We start from the raw sequence: 19577 nt of genomic DNA on the forward strand, positions 1-19577 counted from the left end.
ATCGCACCACCCGACGGCAGCGCATCCATCAACCGGCCACGCGCCGAGACCAGACGGCACGCGTCGTCCAGCGACAGCACCCCAGCGCAGTGCGCAGCGGCAAGCTCGCCGATCGAATGGCCCACCAGCACGTCCGGGGTCACACCCCAGGACTCCACCAGCCGGAACAACGCCACCTCGACCGCGAACAGCGCAGGCTGCGTGTACGCAGTACGGGCCAGAAGATCCGCGTCCTCCCCGAACACCACGTCCCGCAGCGGCCGGTCCACATCCACCCGCGCACACACCGCGTCGAACGCGTCCGCGAACACCGGGAACGCCTCGTAAAGCTCGCTCGCCATACCGGCGTACTGCGCACCCTGCCCGCTGAACAGGAAGGCGGTCAGCCCCGGCCGCACGGCCCCGGTGAGCACACCCGGGCCGCCGGTGCCCTCCTCGACGCAGCGCAGGCCGGCCTGGACGGCTTCCGGGTCCGAGGCGAGGACGACGGCGCGGTGTTCGTGGGACTGACGGGTCGCGCCGAGGGAGTAGGCGAGATCGACGACTTCGGCGGGTGCGGCGGAGTTCTCCCGCGCTTCGTCCAGGAAGACGCGCAGCCGCGCCGCTTGCGCGGACAGGGCCTGCGCGGTACGTCCGGAGACCAGCAGGGGCACAACCCCGGGGCCGGTGCGGCGCGCGGTGGCCGACGCCGTCGCGGCGGGGGGTGCCTCCTCCAGGATCACGTGGGCGTTGGTGCCGCTGATGCCGAAGGAGGAGACGGCCGCCCGGCGCGGGCGCTCGCCCGGCTCCCAGGGGCGCTGTGCGGTGAGCAGCTCGATGCTGCCGGCGGACCAGTCCACGTGCGGGGTGGGCACCTCGGCGTGGAGCGTGCGGGGCAGCATGCCGTGCTCCAGTGCCAGCACCATCTTGATGACGCTGGCGATACCGGCGGCGGACTGGGTGTGCCCGATGTTGGACTTCAGCGAGCCGAGCCAGAGGGGCTGTGCGCGGTCGCGGCCGTACGTCGCCAGCAGTGCCTGTGCCTCGATCGGGTCGCCCAGCGCGGTGCCGGTGCCGTGCGCCTCGACCACGTCTATCTGGTCGGGGGTCAGGCGCGCGTTGGCGAGGGCGGCGCGTATGACGCGCTCCTGGGCGGGGCCGCTGGGCGCGGTGAGACCGTTGGAGGCACCGTCCTGGTTGACGGCGGAGCCGCGGACCACCGCGAGCACCGGGTGACCGGCGGCCCGCGCGTCGGCGAGCCGCTCCACGAGGATCATCGCCACGCCCTCGGCCATGCCCATGCCGTCGGCTTCGGCGGAGAACGCCTTGCACCGACCGTCGGAGGCCAGGCCGCTCTGGCGGCTGAACTCGTGGAAGCCGACCGGGTGCGGCATGACCGTGACGCCACCGACGAAGGCGAGGGAGCAGTCGCCGTTGCGGATCGCCTGCATGGCCAGGTGCAGGGCGCTCAGCGACGAGGAGCACGCGGTGTCCACGCTGACCGCGGGCCCCTCCAGGCCCATCGTGTAGGCGATGCGCCCGGAGAGTACGGACGTGGCGGCGCCGGTGAGCTGGTAGCCCTCGGTGCCGGCCAGGCCGGCCTGCATGCCGTTGCCGTAGCCCTGGCCGTTCGTGCCGACGAAGACGCCGGTACGGCTGCCGCGCAGCGTGCCGGGGTGGATGCCCGCCCGCTCCGTCGTCTCCCAGGCCGCCTCCAGGATCAGCCGCTGCTGCGGGTCCATGGCCAGCGCCTCGCGCGGGTTGATGCCGAAGAACGCGGGGTCGAACATGCTCGCTTCGTGCAGGAAGCCGCCCTGGGAGGCCGCGGCGTCGGCGACGCCGTCGGCCGCCGCCAGAGGCGTGTCGTCCCAGCCCCGGTCGTCGGGGAAGGGCGTGACACCGTCCCCGCCCGCGGCGAGCAGCCGCCACAGGTCGTCGGGCGAGCGCACGCCGCCGGGGAGGGTGCAGGCCATGGCCACGACGGCCATGGGCTCCGGGTCCCGGGTGCCGGCCTCCCGCAACTGCCTGCGCGTGTCGTGCAGTTCGGCGATCACCCGGCCCAGGTAGTCGCGGAGTTTGCGCTCGGTGGGGCTCGTGGCGGCTTCGTCGGTCATCGTGTTCTCCTGAGGGCCCTCGGGGCGGCGGCGTTCACTTGAGTCCCAGGTCCCTCTCCACCAGGGCGAACAGTTCGTCGTTCGTGGCATTGCCGAGTCGGTCGGCCAGGGCGGCCGCGTCGGCGTCGCCGTCGGCCGTGGCATCCGCGGACGCGGCGGCATCGGGCCCGTTGCGGGTCCGGGACAGCAGCGACTCCAGTCGCATCACGATCCGGACCCGGTCGAGGTCGTCGTCCGCGCGGCGGGCGAGCGCCGCTTCCAGCCGGTCGAGTTCGTCCGCCGACGGCAGGGCGTCGGCGGCGTCCTCCGGTGCTCCCGGCAGCAGCAGGCCGCCCAGGTGCTCCGCCAGCGCGACGGGCGTCGGCTGGTCGAAGACGAGCGTGGCGGGCAGGGTCAGTCCGGTCGCGGCGGTCAGCCGGTCGCGCAGGGCGACGGCGGTGAGCGAGTCGATGCCGAGGTCGCGGAAGGTGCGTTCGGGCTCGATCTCCTCGGCTCCGGTGTGGCCGAGTGCGACGGCGGCGTGCGTCCGTACCAGCTCCACCACGGCGCGGCCGCGTTCGACGGCGGACAGCGTGGCCAGCCGGGCACGGAGCCCTTCGTCGTCGCCGGCCGTGCCGTCCGTCGCGTCCTCGTCCGGCCTGCCTGCCGTCAGCGCGCGCACCTCGGGCAGGTCGGCGAGGAGCGGGCTGGGGCGCAGCGCGGTGAAAGAGGGCACGAAACCCGCCCAGTCCACCTCGGCTGCGGCCACCGCCGGTTCTCGCGCGTCGAGTGCCTGGCGCAGCGCGACCATGGCGGCGCCGGGTCGCAGCAGGGGGATGCCGCGGCGCTGCATCAGCTCGGCGGCGCCGGCCTCGACCATGCCGCCGCCGTCCCATGGCCCCCAGGCGACGGAGCGGACGGGAGCGCCTTCGTGGCCGCGGAGTTCGGCGAGCGTGTCGAGGTAGGCGTTGGCCGCGGCGTACGCCCCGTGGCTTCCGACACCCCAGACCGCGGAGACGGACGAGAAGTGGACGACGGCGTCGAGTGCTTCCGGGTCGAGCAGTTCGTCGAGGTGCCGGGCGCCGGCCGCCTTGCCACCCATCAGGCGGGCCAGGTCCGCGACGCCGGTGTCGGCGAGGGGGGCGAGCTCCCCCAGGCCGGCGGTGTGCATGACGGTCCGGACGGTGACGCCGTCGGCGGCCAGCTCCGCGAGGGTGCGGGCGACCTCGGCGCGGTCCTGGAGGTCGCAGGCGCGGACGGTGACGCGGGCGCCGAGTGCGGTGAGTTCGGCGGTGAGGTCGATCGCGCCGGGGGCCTCGGGTCCGCGTCGGCTGAGCAGCACGAGGTGTTCGGCTCCCTCGGTGGCCAGCCAGCGGGCGACGTGGCCGCCGATGGCTCCGGTGCCACCGGTGATCAGCGCGGTGCCCGTGGGCCGCCATCCGGTGCCGGGCGCTGCGGGGGTGGTCTCGGCGTGCCGCATCCGCCGTCCGTAGGTGCCGCGGGCGCGCAGGGCCATCTGGTCCTCGTCGTCCGTGCGGGTCAGGGCGGCCGCGAGCCGGGTGGCCAGGCGCGGGTCGCCGTCCAGGCCGTGGGCGGGCAGGTCGATCAGGCCGCCCCAGTGGCTGGGGTGTTCCAGGGCGGCGACCCTGCCGAGGCCCCAGGCGGCGGCCTGGTCGGGGCTGACGGGTGCCTCGTCGTCGCCGGTGCCGACGGCGCCCGCGGTGAGCGTCCACAGCGGGCCGGGATCGGTGTCGAGGGCGGCGTGCAGCAGGTGGAGGGTCGCGGCCAGTCCGGCGGTGAGCGCCGGGTGGCGGGTGCAGGGTGCCTCGTCCAGGGCGAGCAGGGAGACCACGCCCCGCAGCCGTTCGCCGGGGGCGACGTGGTCGCGGAGCAGGTCCGCGAGTTCGGCCGCGTCGGTGTCGGCGGGATCGACGAGGAGTACGTCGGTCTCTCCCTGGCGTTCGGTGAGGGCGGCGCGGCAGGCTTCGGCCGTGGTGGCGGCGGAGTCGGGGGCCACCAGCAGCCACCGTCCGGAGCAGGAGGGCGCGGGCTGTTCCTCCAGGGCGTTCCAGGTGACGCGGTACCGCCAGGCGGCGACGGTCTCCTGTTCGCGGGTGTCGCGGTGCCAGGCCGAGAGGGCGGGCAGCAGGGGTGCGAGGTCTGCCGCGTCCAGGCCTGCGGTGGTGGCCAGGGCCTCGGCGTCCCCGTCGTCGACGGCCGCCCAGAAACGGGACTCGGCCGGTGATGCGGTGGCCGCCGGCGCGGTGGCCGGGTCGGCTCCGCGTGCCTTGGGCCAGTAACGGGTGCGCTGGAAGGGGTAGGTGGGAAGGTCGGTGAGGTGGGCGCCGGGCCAGGGCTCCAGTGCCGTGCGCCAGTCCACCGGCGCGCCCAGGACGTGGGCCTCGGCCAGGCTCGTCAGCAGCCGTTCGCGGCCGCCTCGGCCGCGGTGCAGGGTGCCCAGGGCGGCGACGGTGCGGCCCGACTCGGCGGCGGTCTCCTGGATGGCGGCGGTGAGCACGGGGTGCGGGCCGACCTCGATCAGGAGGGTGTGTCCGTCGCGGAGCGCGGCGGTGGCGGCGCGGTCGAACCGGGCGGTCTCACGGAGACCGGTGAACCAGTAGTCGGCGTCGGCGCCCGCGGTGTCGAAGCGGTCGCCGGTGAGCGACGAGTAGAAGGGCACATCGGAGGTGCGCGGGGTGTTGGCCACGGCGGCCAGCGCGCCGGTGACGCCGGTGCGGACGGCCTCCATCTGCGCGGAGTGCGCGGCGTAGTCGAAGGGCAGCCACTGGCACCGTACGCCGTCGGCGGCGAGCTGGGCCTCCAGCTCCGCCAGGGCGACCGGCTCACCGGAGACCACTGCCGAGCGGGGGCCGTTGACCAGGGCGAGGGAGATCCGGCCGGCGTAGGGGGTCAGGCGCTCCTCGGCGCGGTCGGCGGGCAGCGCCACCGCCAGCATCCGGCCCTGGCCGGCGACCTGGGTGAGCGCCTTGGCCCGCAGGGCCACCACGGCGGCGCCGTCGGCCAAGGACAGCGCCCCGGCGACCACGGCGGCGGCGATCTCGCCCTGGCTGTGACCGATGACCGCGGACGGGGTGACGCCGTGCGCCCGCCACACCTCGGCGAGCGACACCATCACCGCCCACAGCAGCGGCTGGACGACGTCCACGCGCTCCAGGCCGGGGGCGCCGGGGTGGCGGCGGAGCACGTCGGCGGGCACGAAGTCGACGTGCGGCGCGAGGGCGTGCGCGCACTCCTCGAACCGTGCCGCGAACACCGGTGATTCGTCGAGCAGTTCGGCGGCCATTCCCTCCCACTGGGTGCCCTGCCCGGGAAACACGAACGCCACCTTCGGGGCGGTGTCACGGCCGGTGACGGCGGCCGGGTGGGGCCGGTCGGCGGCCATCGCGGCGAGGGCGTCGCGGAGTTGGTTCCGGTCCGTGCCGACGACCACGGCGCGGTGCTCCATGGGAGTGCGGGCGGTGGCCAGGGTGAACGCGGTGTCGGCGAGTCGGGCTCCGTCGCCCTCGGCCGCCCGCGGCGCGCCGCTCTCCGGCCGGCCGGTCAGGTGGGTGTGCAGGGCGGCGGCCTGGGCGCGCAGGGCCTTGGGGGTACGGGCGGAGAGCACCAGCGGGAGTGCGGCGTCACTGCCGGGCGCGGTGTCGAGCCCGGGCGTGGTGTCGAGGCCGGTGTCCTCGAGGCCGGTGTCCTCGAGGCCGGTGTCCTCGGGGGCTGGGGCTTCCAGGACGACGTGCGCGTTGGTGCCGCTGACGCCGAAGGAGGAGACGCCCGCGCGCCGCGGCCTGCCGGTGTCCGGCCAGGGGCGGGCCTCGGTGAGGAGCGCGATGTCCCCCGCGGACCAGTCCACCTTGGTGGTCGGCCGGTCCACGTGCAGGGTGCGGGGCAGCAGTCCGTGGCGCATGGCCAGGGCCATCTTGATGATGCCGGCGATGCCGGCGGCGGCCTGGGTGTGGCCGATGTTGGACTTCACGCTGCCGGTCCACAGTGGCTCGGCGCGGTCCTGTCCGTAGGCGGCGAGCAGTGCCTCCGCCTCGATCGGGTCGCCGAGCGCGGTGCCGGTGCCGTGTGCCTCGACGGCGTCCACGTCGGTGGGGGCGAGGCCGGCGGAGGCGAGCGCGGCTCGGATCACCCGCTGCTGGGCCGGGCCGCTGGGCGCGGACAGCCCGTTGGAGGCGCCGTCCTGGTTGATGGCGCTGCCGCGCAGCACGGCGAGGACCGGGTGGCCGTTGCGGCGGGCGTCGGAGAGACGTTCCAGCAGCAGCATGGCGGCGCCTTCGCCCCATCCGGTGCCGTCGGCGCCGTCGGCGAACGACTTGCAGCGGCCTTCGGGAGCGAGGCCCCCGAGGGTGCTGAACTCCGTGAACGGGCCGGGGGTGGTCATCACCGACACGCCGCCGGCCAGGGCCAGGGAGCATTCGCCGTCGCGCAGGGCGCGCAGGGCCAGGTGGACGGCGACCAGGCCGGAGGAGCAGGCCGTGTCGACGGTCACCGCGGGGCCCTCCAGGCCGAGGGTGTAGGAGAGCCGGCCGGAGAGGACCGCGCCGGTGACGCCCGCGGTCAGGTGTCCCTCGACGTTCTCGCCGGAGCCGAGCAGCAGGTAGCCGTAGTCCTGGCCGTTGCTGCCGACGAAGACGCCGGTGTCGCTGCCGTGCAGGGACCCGGGGGCGACCCCGGCCCGTTCGGCGGCCTCCCACGCGGTCTCCAGGAGCAGCCGCTGCTGCGGGTCCATGGCCAGCGCCTCGCGGGGCGAGATGCCGAACATGCCGGCGTCGAAGCCCGCCACGTCGTCGATGAAGCTGCCGAAGCCGGCCGCCGGGGCGTCGCCCGCCGCGTCGAGGAGCGCTCCGAGGTCCCAGCCGCGGTCGGTGGGGAAGGGGGTGACGGCGTCCTCGCCCCGGGCGATCAGCTGCCAGAAGTCCTCCGGGGTCCGTACGCCGCCGGGGAAGCGGCAGCCGATGCCGACCACGGCGACGGGGTCGTCGTCGGCCGCCGGGGCCCGTACCGCGGGGGCCGACGGTGTCGGGGTGTCCTCGCCCAGCCGGGCGGCGAGGTGCTCGCCGAGCGTGACGGGCCGGGAGTGGTCGAAGAGCAGGCCAGCGGGGAGGACCAGGCCGGTGCGGGCGGCCAGCCGGTCGCGCAGTTCGACGGCGGTGAGCGAGTCCACGCCCAGGTCGCGGAAGGCCGTACGGACGCCGACCGGGTCCACGGACGGGTGCCCGAGCACGGCGGCGGTCTCCTCGCGGACCATCTCGATCAGTGGGGCGGAGCGGTCCTGCGCGGGCAACTCGGCCAGTGTCCGGGCCCAGTCGGCGCGTATCGCCGCGGGGTCGGCCGCGGTGACGGCCACCGTCTCGGCGGCCTCCGGGATCTCGCCGAAGAGGCGGGCGGGCCGGGAGACCTGGAAGGCGGAGGTGAAGCGCTGCCAGTCGACGTCGGCGACGACCAGGTTGGTCTCGTCGTGGTCGAGGGCTGTGACCAGCGCGGTGGCGGCCAGCGCGGGCTCCATGGGCGGAAGGCCGCGCCGGGCGAGGTGCGCGCGGACGTCGTCGCTCGCGGCCATGCCGGCCTCGTCCCAGGGGCCCCAGGCGACCGAGGTGGCGGGCAGGCCGGCGGCACGGCGGCGCTCGGCGAGGGCGTCCAGGTGGGCGTTGGCGGCGGCGTACGCGCTCTGCCCGCCGCTGCCCCACACGCCGGCGACGGAGGAGAAGAGCACGAAGCGTTCGACGCGTGTGGCGTCGGAGAGGAGTTCGTCGAGCACCTCGGCACCGCGCACCTTGGCGTCGAGCACGTCGGCGAACGTGTCGAGTCCGGTGCTCTCCAGTGCCTCGGTGCCGGTCACGCCGGCGGCGTGCACGACCGCGCGCACGTCGTGCTCGGCGAGGAGGGCCGCCATCGCCGCACGGTCGGTGACGTCGCAGGCGACCGCGGTGACCCGGGTGGCGGGCGCGAGTTCGGCGGCGAGGTCGGCCATGCCCGGCGCTTCCGGGCCGCGGCGTCCGGCCAGCACCACGTGGCCGGCGCCCCGTTCGGCGAGGAGCCGTGCGGTGCGGACGCCGAGCGCGCCGGTGCCGCCGGTGATGAGAACGGTGCCGTCCGGGCGCCAGGGGCCGACGGGACCGGTGCCGGCCGGGTCCACGGCCGGGGCGGGCGTGACGCGCCGGGCGAAGGCGCCCGACGGGCGCAGGGCGGTCTGGTCCTCGCCCGTCGAGCCGGTGAGAAGGGTCACCAGCAGGGCGGCCGACGTCTCGTCGAGGGCGTCGGGCAGGTCGATCAGTCCGCCCCAGCGGCCGGGGTGTTCGAGGGCCGCGACCCGTCCGAAGCCCCACAGCGCGGCCTGGCGTGGGCTGCCGACCTGCTCGGCGGAGCCGATGGCGACGGCACCGCGGGTCAGCGCCCACAGCGGCGCGTCGATACCGGCGTCGCCGGCGGCCTGGGTGAGCAGCACGGTCCCGGCCAGGCCCGCGGACAGTGCGGGGTGGGTGGCGGACGGGATGTCCTCCAGGCCGAGCAGCGACACCACGCCGGTGTACGGGCCGTCGGCGGCGGACTCCTTCAGGAGCTCGGCGAGTTCACCGCGGTCGGTCTGCGTGAGGAGGCCGACGGGCAGTTCGGTGACCTGGGCGCCGGCGTCACGCAGCGCGGCCGGTACCGCGGCCACCAAGGGGTCGTGGCCGCGCTCGGCGGGCAGCACGGCCAGCCAGTGGCCGCCGGCCGTGACCGGGGTGAGGCCGGTGAGCGGCCGCCAGGTCACCCGGTAGCGCAGCGAGTCGGCGCGGACGCGGTTCCGGTGGTCCTGCCGCCAGCGGGTGAGGGCGGGCAGCAGCGGTTCGACGGCGGCCGGGTCGGGCAGGCCCACCGTCTCGGCGAGCAGACCGGCGTCGGCCCGCTCGACGGCGTTCCAGAACCGCTCCGCGGCGGGGTCGGCGGCGACCGGGTCGGCGGGGGCGACGGTGCCGGGCTCGACCCAGTAACGGTCGCGGTGGAAGGCGTAGGTGGGCAGCGGCACCCGCTGCCCGCCCCAGCAGTCGAAGACGGCACTCCAGTCGACGGCCGCGCCCGCCGTGTGGGCGGCGGCGAGGGCGGTGAGCAGGGTCTCCGGTTCGGGGCGTCCGGGGCGGAGCGTGGCGGCCACCATCGGGCCTCCCGGCATCGCTCCCGGTGCCGACAGGCTGTCGCGGGCGGCGGCGGCGAGGGTACCGCCGGGGCCCAGCTCCAGGAAGACGCCGGCGCCGTGGTCGTGGGCCCAGGACACCGCGTCGGCGAACCGTACGGTCTCGCGGACCTGCCGGACCCAGTAGCGCGGGTCGCACAGGGTGTCCGCGTTCACCGGGCCGCCGGTCAGGGTGGAGACGACCGGCAGCGTCGGCGGGTGGTACGTCAACGACCGGGCGACGGCCGCGAAGTCGTCGAGCATCGGCTCCATCAGGTGGGAGTGGAACGCATGGGAGACGGTGAGCCGCTTGGCCCGTACGCCCTGCGCCCGCAGCCGCTCCTCCAGTACGGCGATCGCGTCCGCGTCGCCCGAGACCGTCACCGAGGCGGGTCCGTTCACGGCGGCGAGGTCCACCCCGTCGGGCAGCTCCAGCTCGGCCTCGGAGCTCTGCACGGCCAGCATCGCGCCGCCGTCGGGCAGCGCCTGCATGAGCCGGCCGCGGGCCGCGACGAGCGTGCAGGCGTCGTCGAGGGTGAGCACTCCGGCGACGTGGGCGGCGGCCAGTTCTCCGACGGAGTGGCCGACGAGGTGGTCGGGGGCCATCCCCCAGGACTCGAGCAGCCGGAACAGCGCCACCTCGAGCGCGAAGAGCCCGGCCTGGGCGTGGACCGTGCGGTCGAGCGCGCCACCGTCCTCGACGCCACCGTCCTCGACGCCTCCGTCCTCGATGTCACTGTTCTCGATGTCACTGTCGCCGAAGACGAGTTCTCGCAGGCCGGGGCCCGTCGCGGTGTCCAGGCGGGCGCAGACCGCGTCGAAGGCGTCGGCGAACACCGGAAAGGCGGAGTGGAGTTCGCGGCCCATTCCGGTGCGCTGGGAGCCCTGGCCGGTGAAGAGGAACACCAGGCGGGCGTCCCCGGTGGCCTCGCCGCGGACGACGCCCGCCGGGCTGCGGCCCGCGGCCAGCGCGGAAAGGCCGGCGGCGAGGTCCGCGCGGTCGCCGGCCAGCACGACGGCACGGTGCTCCAGCGGCGAGCGGGTGGTGGCGAGGGTGCGGCCGATGTCCAGCAGGCCCAGGTCCGGCTGCGCGTCGAGACCCTCGCCGAGCCGCCGCGCCTGCTCGGCAAGCGCCTCGGCCGTGCGGCCGGAGACCGGGAAGGGCACCACGGCGGGGGCGGCGGCGGGGGCGGCGGCGGGGGCAGCGGCGGGCACGGCTGCGCCGGGGTCGGGTGCCTCGCCGAGGATGACGTGGGCGTTGGTGCCGCTCAGCCCGAACGACGAGATGCCGGCGCGCCGCGGCCGCCCGGCCGGGGTCCACGGTCGTTCCTCGTCCAGCAGCCGTACGGCGCCTGTCGACCAGTCGATGTGGGGTGACGGTTCCCCGGCGTGCAGGGTGCGGGGCAGCACGCCGTGGCGCAGCGCCTCGACCATCTTGATCAGCCCCGCCATGCCGGCGGCGGCCTGCGCGTGGCCGATGTTGGACTTCACCGAGCCGAGCCAGAGCGGTTCCTCCCGGCCCTGGCCGTACGTGCCGAGCAGCGCCTCCGCCTCGATCGGGTCGCCGAGCCGGGTGCCGGTGCCGTGCGCCTCGACGGCGTCCACCTCGGAGGGCAGCAGCCGGGCGTCGGCGAGCGCGGCACGGATCACGGCGCGCTGGGCGCGGCCGTTGGGAGCGGTCAGCCCGTTGGTGGAGCCGTCGGAGTTCACGGCGGACCCGCACAGGACGGCGTGGACGTGGTGGCCGTTGGCCCGCGCGTCGGAGAGCCGTTCCAGCAGGACCACGCCCGCTCCCTCGGACCAGCCGGTGCCGTCGGCGCCCGCGCCGAACGACTTGCAGCGGCCGTCGGGGGCGAGGCCGCCATGGCGGCCGAACTCGCCGAACATGCCGAGGTCGGCGAGGACCGCGACACCGGCGGTGACGGCGAGGTCGCACTCACCGCTGTACAGGGCGCGGGCGGCCTGGTGCACGGCGACGAGCGACGACGAGCAGGCGGTGTCGACGGTGAAGGCCGGGCCCTCGAACCCGAAGGTGTAGGAGATCCGGCCGGACAGGACGCTGCCCGCCATGCCGGTCATCAGGTGGCCCTCGGAGCCCTCGGGCGGCCGCGCTCCCCCGCCGTAGCCCGAGGACCCGGCGCCGACGAACACCCCGGTCCGGGTGGCGCGCAGGGAGAGCGGCGGGATGCCCGCACGCTCCAGCGCCTGCCACACGGTCTCCAGCAGCACGCGCTGCTGGGGGTCCATGGTGAGCGCCTCGCGGGGGCTGATCCCGAACAGTGCGGCGTCGAAGCGGTCCGCGTCGTCGATGAAGCCGCCCTTGAGGGCGGTCAGCGCGTCGGATCCGCCGGGCACGCCCCAACCGCGCGCGGTGGGCAGGTCGCCGATGGCGTCCCGGCCCTCGCGGACGAGTTCCCACAGTGCTTCGGGGTCGTCGGCGCCGCCCGGGTAGCGGCAGGCCATGCCGACGACGGCGAGCGGCTCGCGCTCCCGGCCCTCCGCCTCGGCGAGCCGCTGCCGTGTATCGGCGAGGTCGGCCGTGACGCGCTTGAGGTACTGGAGGAGTTTCTGTTCGTCTGCCATGCCCGGTCCCTGCGCGGGTTCGGTGCGGTCGGCCGTCCGGCGGGAGGTCACGACAGTCCCAGCTCCTTGTCGATGAAGTCGAAGACGTCGGATGCCGAGGCGTCCTCGAGCCGGTCGGCCACGGCGGTCTTCACGCCTGCCGGGTCCGTCTCGCCCTCGGTCACCCGGGCCAGCAGCGCCCGCAGCCGGTCGGCTACGGCCGGGCTGTCGGCCCCGGCCGCGGTGAGTCGGCCGACGGCGGCTTCCAGCCGGTCCAGTCCGGCCAGTACATCGGCCGTGTCCGCCTGCGCCGGGTCGGTGGACCCGGCCAGTTCGGTCCACAGGTGCGCGGCGAGCGCGGCCGGTGTGGGGTGGTCGAAGACCAGGCCTGCGGGCAGCCGCAGCGAGGTCGCCTTGGTGAGCCGGTTGCGCAGCTCCACCGCGGTGAGCGAGTCGAAGCCGAGCTTGGTGAAGGCGTGTTCGGCGGCGACCGCGTCGGGGCCGTCGTAGCCGAGTACGGCGGCGGCGTGCGCGCGCACGAGGTCGAGGACGGTGCGCCGCTGCTCGGGCTCCGGGAGCCGGGCGAGGTCGGCGGCCAGGTCGCGGGGGGCCCCGGCGCCGGCCCGGGTGCGCTCGACGGGGGCTCGGACCAGGCCGCGCAGCAGCGCGGGTACCGGCTGCCCCTTCGCCTCTTCGCGCAGCCGTGCGAGGTCGAGGGCGACGGGCACCAGGTGGGCGTGCGGCAGGGTGCGGGCGGCGTCGAACAGCGCCATGCCCTGTTCCGCGCCGATCACGCCGGCTGTCGCCGCCCGGTCGCGTTCGCGGCGGCCGAGACCGCCCGCCATGCCGTCCTCGGTGTCCCACAGGCCCCAGGCCAGGGACTGGCCGGCCAGTCCGCGAACCCGGCGGCGGTGGGCCAGGGCGTCAAGGACGGCGTTGGCGCCGGCGTAGCTCGCCTGCCCGGCGGACCCGAAGGTCGCGGCGGCCGAGGAGAACAGCACGAAGAACGCCAGGTCCTGATGGGCTGTCAGTTCGTCGAGGAGCAGCGCCGCGTCCGCCTTGGGGGCCAGGACCCGGTCGGCGCGCTGCGGGGTGAGCGCGTCGAGCACTCCGTCGTCGAGGATCCCGGCGGCGTGGACGACGCCGGTGAGCGGGCGGTCCAGGCCGGCCAGCAGGGCGGTGAGCGCGTCGCGGTCGGCGACGTCGCAGGCCTCGATCCGTACGGCGGTCCCGGCTTCGGCGAGCTCGGCGGCGAGCCGGTCCGCGCCGGGGGCGGCCGGGCCGCTGCGGCTGGCCAGCACCAGGTGCCGTACGCCGTGCTCGGCGACCAGGTGGCGGGCGAGCAGGCCCGCCAGCGCTCCGGTGCCGCCGGTGATGAGAACGGTGCCGTCCGGGTCGGGGGTGGCGGGCAGGGTGAGGACGTTCTTGCCGATGTGCCGGCCGCGGCCCATGAACCGGAACGCCTCGGCGGCGTCGCGCAGGTCCCAGGCGGTGAGCGGCAGGAGTTCCAGGACGCCCTGCTCGAACAGGTCGATGATCTCGGTGAAGATCTCCGCGATCCGGCCCCGGTCGGTGCTCATGAGGTCGAAGACGTCGTAGTGCGTGCCCGGGTGGGCGGCCCTGACCTGCTCGCCGTCGCGGATGTCCGTCTTGCCCATCTCGACGAACCGGCCGCCGGGGGCGAGCAGACGCAGCGAGGCGTCGATGAAGGGGCCCTCCAGCGAGTTCAGCACCACGTCCACTCCGCGTCCGCGGGTGGCTTCGCGCACCCGGTCCTCGAAGTCCGTGGTCCGGGAGGAGGAGAGCCGCTCGTCGGGCAGGCCGGTGGCCCGCCACTTGCCGGGCGAGGCGGTGCCGTGGATCTCCAGGCCGAGGTGGCGGGCGAGCTGCACGGCGGCCATGCCGACGCCGCCCGCCGCCGCGTGGACGAGGACGGTCTCGCCCGCGGTGACGCCGGCGACGTCCACCAGCCCGTAGTAGGCCGTCAGGAACGGGGTGGGCACGGAGGCCGCCTCGGCGTAGGTCCACTCCGGCCGCATGCGCGCCAGCACCCGCCGGTCGGTGACCGCGGTGGGCCCGAAGGCCCCGGCGAACAGGCCGAAGACGCGGTCGCCGGGGGCGAGGTCGGTGACCTCGGCACCCGTCTCCAGGACGACGCCGGCGCCCTCGGTGCCCATGCCGCGCTGGCCGGGGACCATACCGAGGGCCATGACCACGTCACGGAAGTTGACGCCGGCGGCGCGCATCGCGACCCGGACCTGGGTGGGGCCGAGGTCGGCGAGGGCCTCGGGGGCGGGCACGAACGCCAGGTTCTCCAGGGTGCCTTCGCCGGTGGTGTCGAGGCGAGCGCCGGGCACCGGCTCCCCGGCAGGGGCCGGTCCGGTGCCGCGGGCGAGCCGGGGCGCGAGCAGGGCGCCCGCGCGGATCGCGAGTTGCGGTTCCGTGGAGCCGAGCGCGACGGGCAGGACGGCGGCCGACTCGGGGTGGCCGTCCACGTCGATCAGGGCGAAGTGGTCCGGGTGCTCGCTCTGGGCCGAGCGCAGCAGGCCGTGCACGGCGGCGCCCGCGAGATCGGGGACGCCCTCGCCCGCGCCGACGGCGACCGCGCGTGCGGTCAGCACGGCGAGCCGGGAGCCGGCGAAGCGTGCGTCGGCCAGCCAGGTCTGGGCGGCGTGCAGCGCCTCGTGGACGGCGGTGTGCAGGACGTTGGCGTCGGCGGCATGCGCGGCGGTGGAGTCGGCCGCGTGGCCGGCTTCCTCGCCGCCCGGCCGGGAGCCGCACCACAGGACGGCCTCCGGCAGCCGCTCGCCCGCGTCGACCGCCGCGCCGAGCGCGTCCAGGTCGTCGTACCGGATGGTGGCGAGCGAGGCGAGGGCGGCGGGCGGCGGGCCGACGAGGACCAGCGGGAGAGCCGGTCCCTCGGCGGCGGGCGCCCAGTCCACGCGGTGGAGTACGTCGAGTTCCGCGGCGCGGGCCGCCCGGCGCAGCGCGTCGGCGCCGACGGGCCTCAGGGTGAGGGAGGCGACCTCGGCGACGGGGGTCCCGGCGGCGTCGGTGGCCATGAGCGAGATGGCGTCCCGGCCCGCCGGCGAGAGCCGCACCCGCAGGGTGTCGGCGCCCGTCGCGTGCAGCCGGACGCCCTCCCAGGCGAACGGGAGCAGCCCGGTCTGCGCGAGCAGTCCGCCCATTCCCGCCGCGTGCAGGGCGGCGTCGAAGAGTGCGGGGTGCAGACCGAAGCGCTCGGCGTCGGCGCGCGCCGCGTCGGGGAGCGCCACCTCAGCGCAGAGGTCGTCCCCGGCGCGCCAGAGCGCCTTCAGCCCCTGGAAGACCGGCCCGTAGGAGTAGCCGGCGGCGGCGAGGGCCTCGTAGCAGCCGTCCACGGGAACCGGTACGGCTCCGGCGGGCGGCCAAGGGGCCGGCGTGCCGGGCTCGGGCGCCCCGTCCGCGGAGCCGCCGGCGAGGAAACCGGTGGCGTGCGTGGTCCACGCCGCGCCCGCCTCGCCCGCGTCGCCCGCCGCCTCGGGACGGGCGGAGACGGTGACGGGCCTGCGGCCGTCCTCGGCGGCCTCCCCCACGAGCATCTGGAGCGTCACGCCCGACCCGGCGGGTATCACCAGGGGTGCCTGGAGGGTGAGTTCGTCCAGCCCGTCGAGTCCGGCGTGCAGGACCAGTTCCACGAAGGCGGTGCCGGGCAGCAGCACCGTGTCCCCGATGGTGTGGTCGGCGAGCCAGGGGTGGGTGGCCGACGACAGCCTGCCCGTCCACAGCGTGCCGCCGCCGGCCAGCGGCGCCGCCGCGCCGAGCAGCGGGTGCCGTACGCCGGACAGGCCGGCGGCGGCGACATCGGCGGCGGGGCGGATGTCCGGCCAGTAACGCCGTTGCTGGAAGGGGTAGGTGGGCAGGTCGAGAACGCTCCGGCCGGCCGGGCCGCCGAGGACGCCGGGCCAGTCCACGTCGACGCCCGCGCAGTGCGCCTCGGCGAGCGCCAGCTCCCAGCGGCGGACGTCGTCCTCGCCCCGGCGCAGGGTCGTGAGCACCGCGCCCGGGGTGTCGGTGTCGTCGAGGGTCTCGGTGATGCCCGGGGTGAGCACGGGGTGCGGGCTGATCTCCAAGAAGGTGGTGTGGCCGTCGGCCACAGCGGCGCGGACGGCCTGGTCGAGCCGCACGGTGTCGCGGAGGTTGCGGTACCAGTAGCCGGAGTCCAGGTCCGCGGTGTCCAGTGTCGCGCCGGTGACCGTCGAGTAGAACGGCACGTCGCCGAGGGCGGTGGGCGTCTCGGGCAGCGCCTCGAAGACCGGGCGGAGCGGCTCGACCAGCACCGTGTGCGAGGCGTAGTCGATGCCGACGCGGCGGGCACGCACGCCGCGCAGCTCGCACTCGGCGGCCAGTCGGTCCAGTGCGTCGTTCTCGCCGCCGACCACGGTGGCCCGCGGGCCGTTGAGCGCGGCGATCCACAGCGGCTGCGCCAGCGTGGCGAGCAGCTCCGCGGCCTCGGTCTCGGTCAGCGGCAGGGACACGAGGCCACTGCGGCCCGACAGCTGGTCGGCGATGGCCCGGCTGCGGGCGGCGACGACGCGCGCGGCGTCCTCCAGCTCCATGGCCCCGGCCACGACGGCGGCGGCCAGTTCGCCCTGGGAGGCGCCGATCACGGCGGCGGGCTCGACGCCCGACGCGCGCCACAGCTCGGCCAGCGACACCATCACGGCCCACAGCAGCGGCTGTACGACGTCGGCGCGGTCCACGCCGGCGTGCACCTGGTCCTCGCCGCGGATCACCGCGATGAGCGAGAAGTCGAGGTACGGAGCGAGCGCGCGCTCGCACTCCTCCAGCCGTGCGCGGAACACCGGCTCCGTGTCGATCAGCCGGGCGGCCATGCCGCTCCACTGGGCGCCCTGCCCGGGGAAGACGAAGACGGGCGTGCCGGTCTGGCGGGCCGTGCCACGGCGCAGTTCCGGTGAATCGCCGTCCGCGGCGAGGGCGGCCAGCCCCTCGGGTCCGAGGACGACGGCGCGCTCGGTGAGGGTGGCGCGGGCGGTGGCCAGCGTCCATGCCACGTCGAGCGGGTCGTCCGACGAGTCGGTTGCCGGTACGGAGCCGGCGAGTCGACGGGCCTGGTCGCGCAGCCCGTCGGGGGTGTCGGCGGAGAGCAGCCACGGCACAGGCCGGGCCGAGGGCGCGGGCACGGCGGCTTCGCGTACGGCCTCTTCGGCGGGCGCCTGCTCCAGGATCACGTGGGCGTTGGTGCCGCTCATACCGAACGACGAGACGCCCACGCGGCGCGGCCCGGACTTCTCGGGCCAGGCCCGCTCCTCGGCGAGCAGCCTGACGTTTCCGGCCGTCCAGTCGACCTGGGTGGTGGGCCGGTCGGCGAAGAGCGTGCGCGGCAGCCGGCCGGCCCGCATCGCCATGGCTCCCTTGATGATGCCCGCGATGCCCGAAGCGGCCTGCGTGTGACCGATGTTGGACTTGATGGAGCCGAGCCAGAGCGGCTCGTCGTCCGTCCGGCCCTGGCCGTAGGTGGCCAGCAGCGCCTGGGCCTCGATCGGGTCGCCGAGCCGGGTGCCGGTGCCGTGGGCCTCGACCATGTCCACGTCGGACGGGGACAGCCCCGCGTCGGCGAGGGCGGCGCGGATGACCCGCTGCTGGGAGGGGCCGTTGGGGGCGGTGAGCCCGTTGGAGGCGCCGTCCTGGTTGACGGCGGAGCCGCGGACGACCGCGAGGATCCGGTGGCCGTTGCGGCGGGCGTCCGAGAGGCGCTCCAGCAGCAGGATGCCGGCGCCCTCCGCCCAGCCGGTGCCGTCGGCCTCGTCGGAGAACGCCTTGCAGCGGCCGTCGGCCGCCATCGCGTCCTGCTTGCCGAACTCGGCGAAGACGCCGGGGGTGGACATGGTGACCACGCCGCCGGCCAGGGCCAGGGAGCATTCACCGCGGCGCAGGGCCTGCCCCGCGAGGTGCAGGGCGACCAGGCCGGACGAGCAGGCGGTGTCGACGGTGACGGCCGGGCCCTCCAGGCCGAAGGTGTACGAGATCCGACCGGAGAGCACGCTGGCCGAACCGCCGGTGGCCAGGTAGCCCTCGCCGCCCTCCGGGGTCTCGCCGGGCAGAGAGGTGTAGTCGTGGTTGTTGGCGCCCGCGAAGACACCGGTACGGGAGCCGCGCAGCGAGAGCGGGTCGATGCCGGCGCGCTCGAAGACCTCCCAGGCCGTCTCGAGCAGCAGCCGCTGCTGCGGATCCATCATCACGGCCTCGCGGGGCGAGATGTTGAACAGGCCTGCGTCGAAGGAGGCGATGTCGGCCAGGAATCCGCCCTGGAGGGGACGGGCCACGCCGGTGCCGTCGGCGGGCTGCAGCGGCCAGCCGCGCTCCGCGGGGCAGTCGCCGACCGCGTCGACACCTTCGGCGACGAGGTCCCACAGGTCCTCGGGCGAGTGGACTCCGCCGGGGAAGCGGCAGCTCATGCCGATGACGGCCAGCGGCTCGTCGTGGGAGCCGCCGGCGTCCGGGACCGCGGCAACGGCCCCGGCGTCGGGGGTGCCCTCCTCATTCCCGGCCGACACCGGGAGCTCCGCGACGAGCAGACCGGCGAGGTGGGTGGTGAGGTCCTGGGCTGTGGGGTGGTCGAAGACCAGGGTGGCGGGCAGGTCCAGTCCGGTGGCCTCGCTCAGCCGCCCCCGCAGTTCCACCGCCATCAGCGAGTCGAACCCGAGGTCGGAGAAGGCTCGCAGCGGTGCGACGGCGTCGCTGCCGCTATGGCCCAGGGTGGCTGCCGCCTCGTCGCGTACGAGTGCCAGCAGGACCCGCTCCCGCTGCTGCGCGCCGAGTTCCGCGATGCGCCGGCGGAGCGGGGTGCCCTGCGCGGTGTTCGCCACTTCCACCTCGCGTCGGGCGGCCTCGGGGAGTTCGCCGAACAGAGGCGCCGGACGCACGGCGGTGAAGCTGGTGGAGAAGCGGTGCCAGTCGAGGTCGGCGAAGGTGAGGCAGCCGAGATCGTGGGCGACCGCCTGTTCCAGCGCGGTCACGGCGAGACCGGGGTCGAGCGGGACGAGGCCACGGCGGCGCAGGTGCTCCTCCGCCTCACCGTCGACGAGCATGCCGGCTTCGGCCCACGGGCCCCAGGCCACCGAGGTGGCGGTCAGACCGCGGGCCCGACGCTGCTCGGCCAGACCGTCGAGGTAGGCGTTGGCCGCCGCGTACGCGGACTGCCCGCCACTGCCCCACACGCCCGCGATCGACGAGAACAGCACGAACATGTCAGCCTCGGGCACCAGTTCGTCCAGGTGCCGGGCACCCAGAGTCTTGGCCCGCAGCACCTCCGCGAACTGCTCCGGACCGACACCCACCAACGGCACGGTGTCCACAACGCCAGCTGTATGGAACACGCCGGTGACCGGGTACTCGGCCAGCAGCGCGGCCAGCGCCTCGCGGTCGGCGGCATCACAGGCCGCGATGGTGACGCGGCAGCCCAGGGCCTCCAGGGACGCGACGAGTTCGTCCGCGCCCGGCGCCTCGGGGCCGCGCCTGCTGGTGAGCAGCAGGTGCTCGGCGCCTGCCTCGGCGAGCGAGGTGGCCACGCGCGAGCCGAGCCCGCCGGTGCCGCCGGTGACGAGCACGGTTCCGCGCGGCCGCCAGGAGCGGGCGGGTGCCCCGGCGGGGGCGGCGGCGGACCGGACGAGCCTGCGGGCGAAGGTGCCGGATGCGCGGACGGCGACCTGGTCCTCCGACCCGGCCAGCACCCGCACCAGACGCGAGCCCGCACGATCGTCCAGCACTCCCGG

At 75.8% G+C, this 19577-nt stretch carries 3 protein-coding genes; all 3 read right to left on the bottom strand.

The window, feature by feature from the left end:
* Nucleotides 1–2093: type I polyketide synthase (locus ACZ3OF_RS35750; RefSeq protein ID WP_467309017.1), on the bottom strand; the 2093-nt coding region annotated here is incomplete at its 3' end.
* A gap of 34 nt (nt 2094–2127) precedes the next feature.
* Nucleotides 2128–11823 (bottom strand): type I polyketide synthase, encoded by a 9696-nt coding sequence (locus tag ACZ3OF_RS35755; RefSeq protein ID WP_467309019.1) that lies wholly within the window; start codon nt 11821–11823, stop codon nt 2128–2130.
* Nucleotides 11824–11870: 47 nt separating this feature from the next.
* The coding region (locus ACZ3OF_RS35760; RefSeq protein WP_467309021.1) for an SDR family NAD(P)-dependent oxidoreductase at nt 11871–19577 on the bottom strand (7707 nt) is incomplete at its 5' end.

The sequence above is a fragment of the Streptomyces sp. NPDC022552 genome (genome assembly GCF_055561875.1).

What these genes read in the sequence shown, in the direction of transcription:
- ACZ3OF_RS35755 (WP_467309019.1), bottom strand. Translation starts at nt 11,823, where the DNA reads ATGGCAGACGAACAGAAACTCCTCCAGTACCTCAAGCGCGTCACGGCC.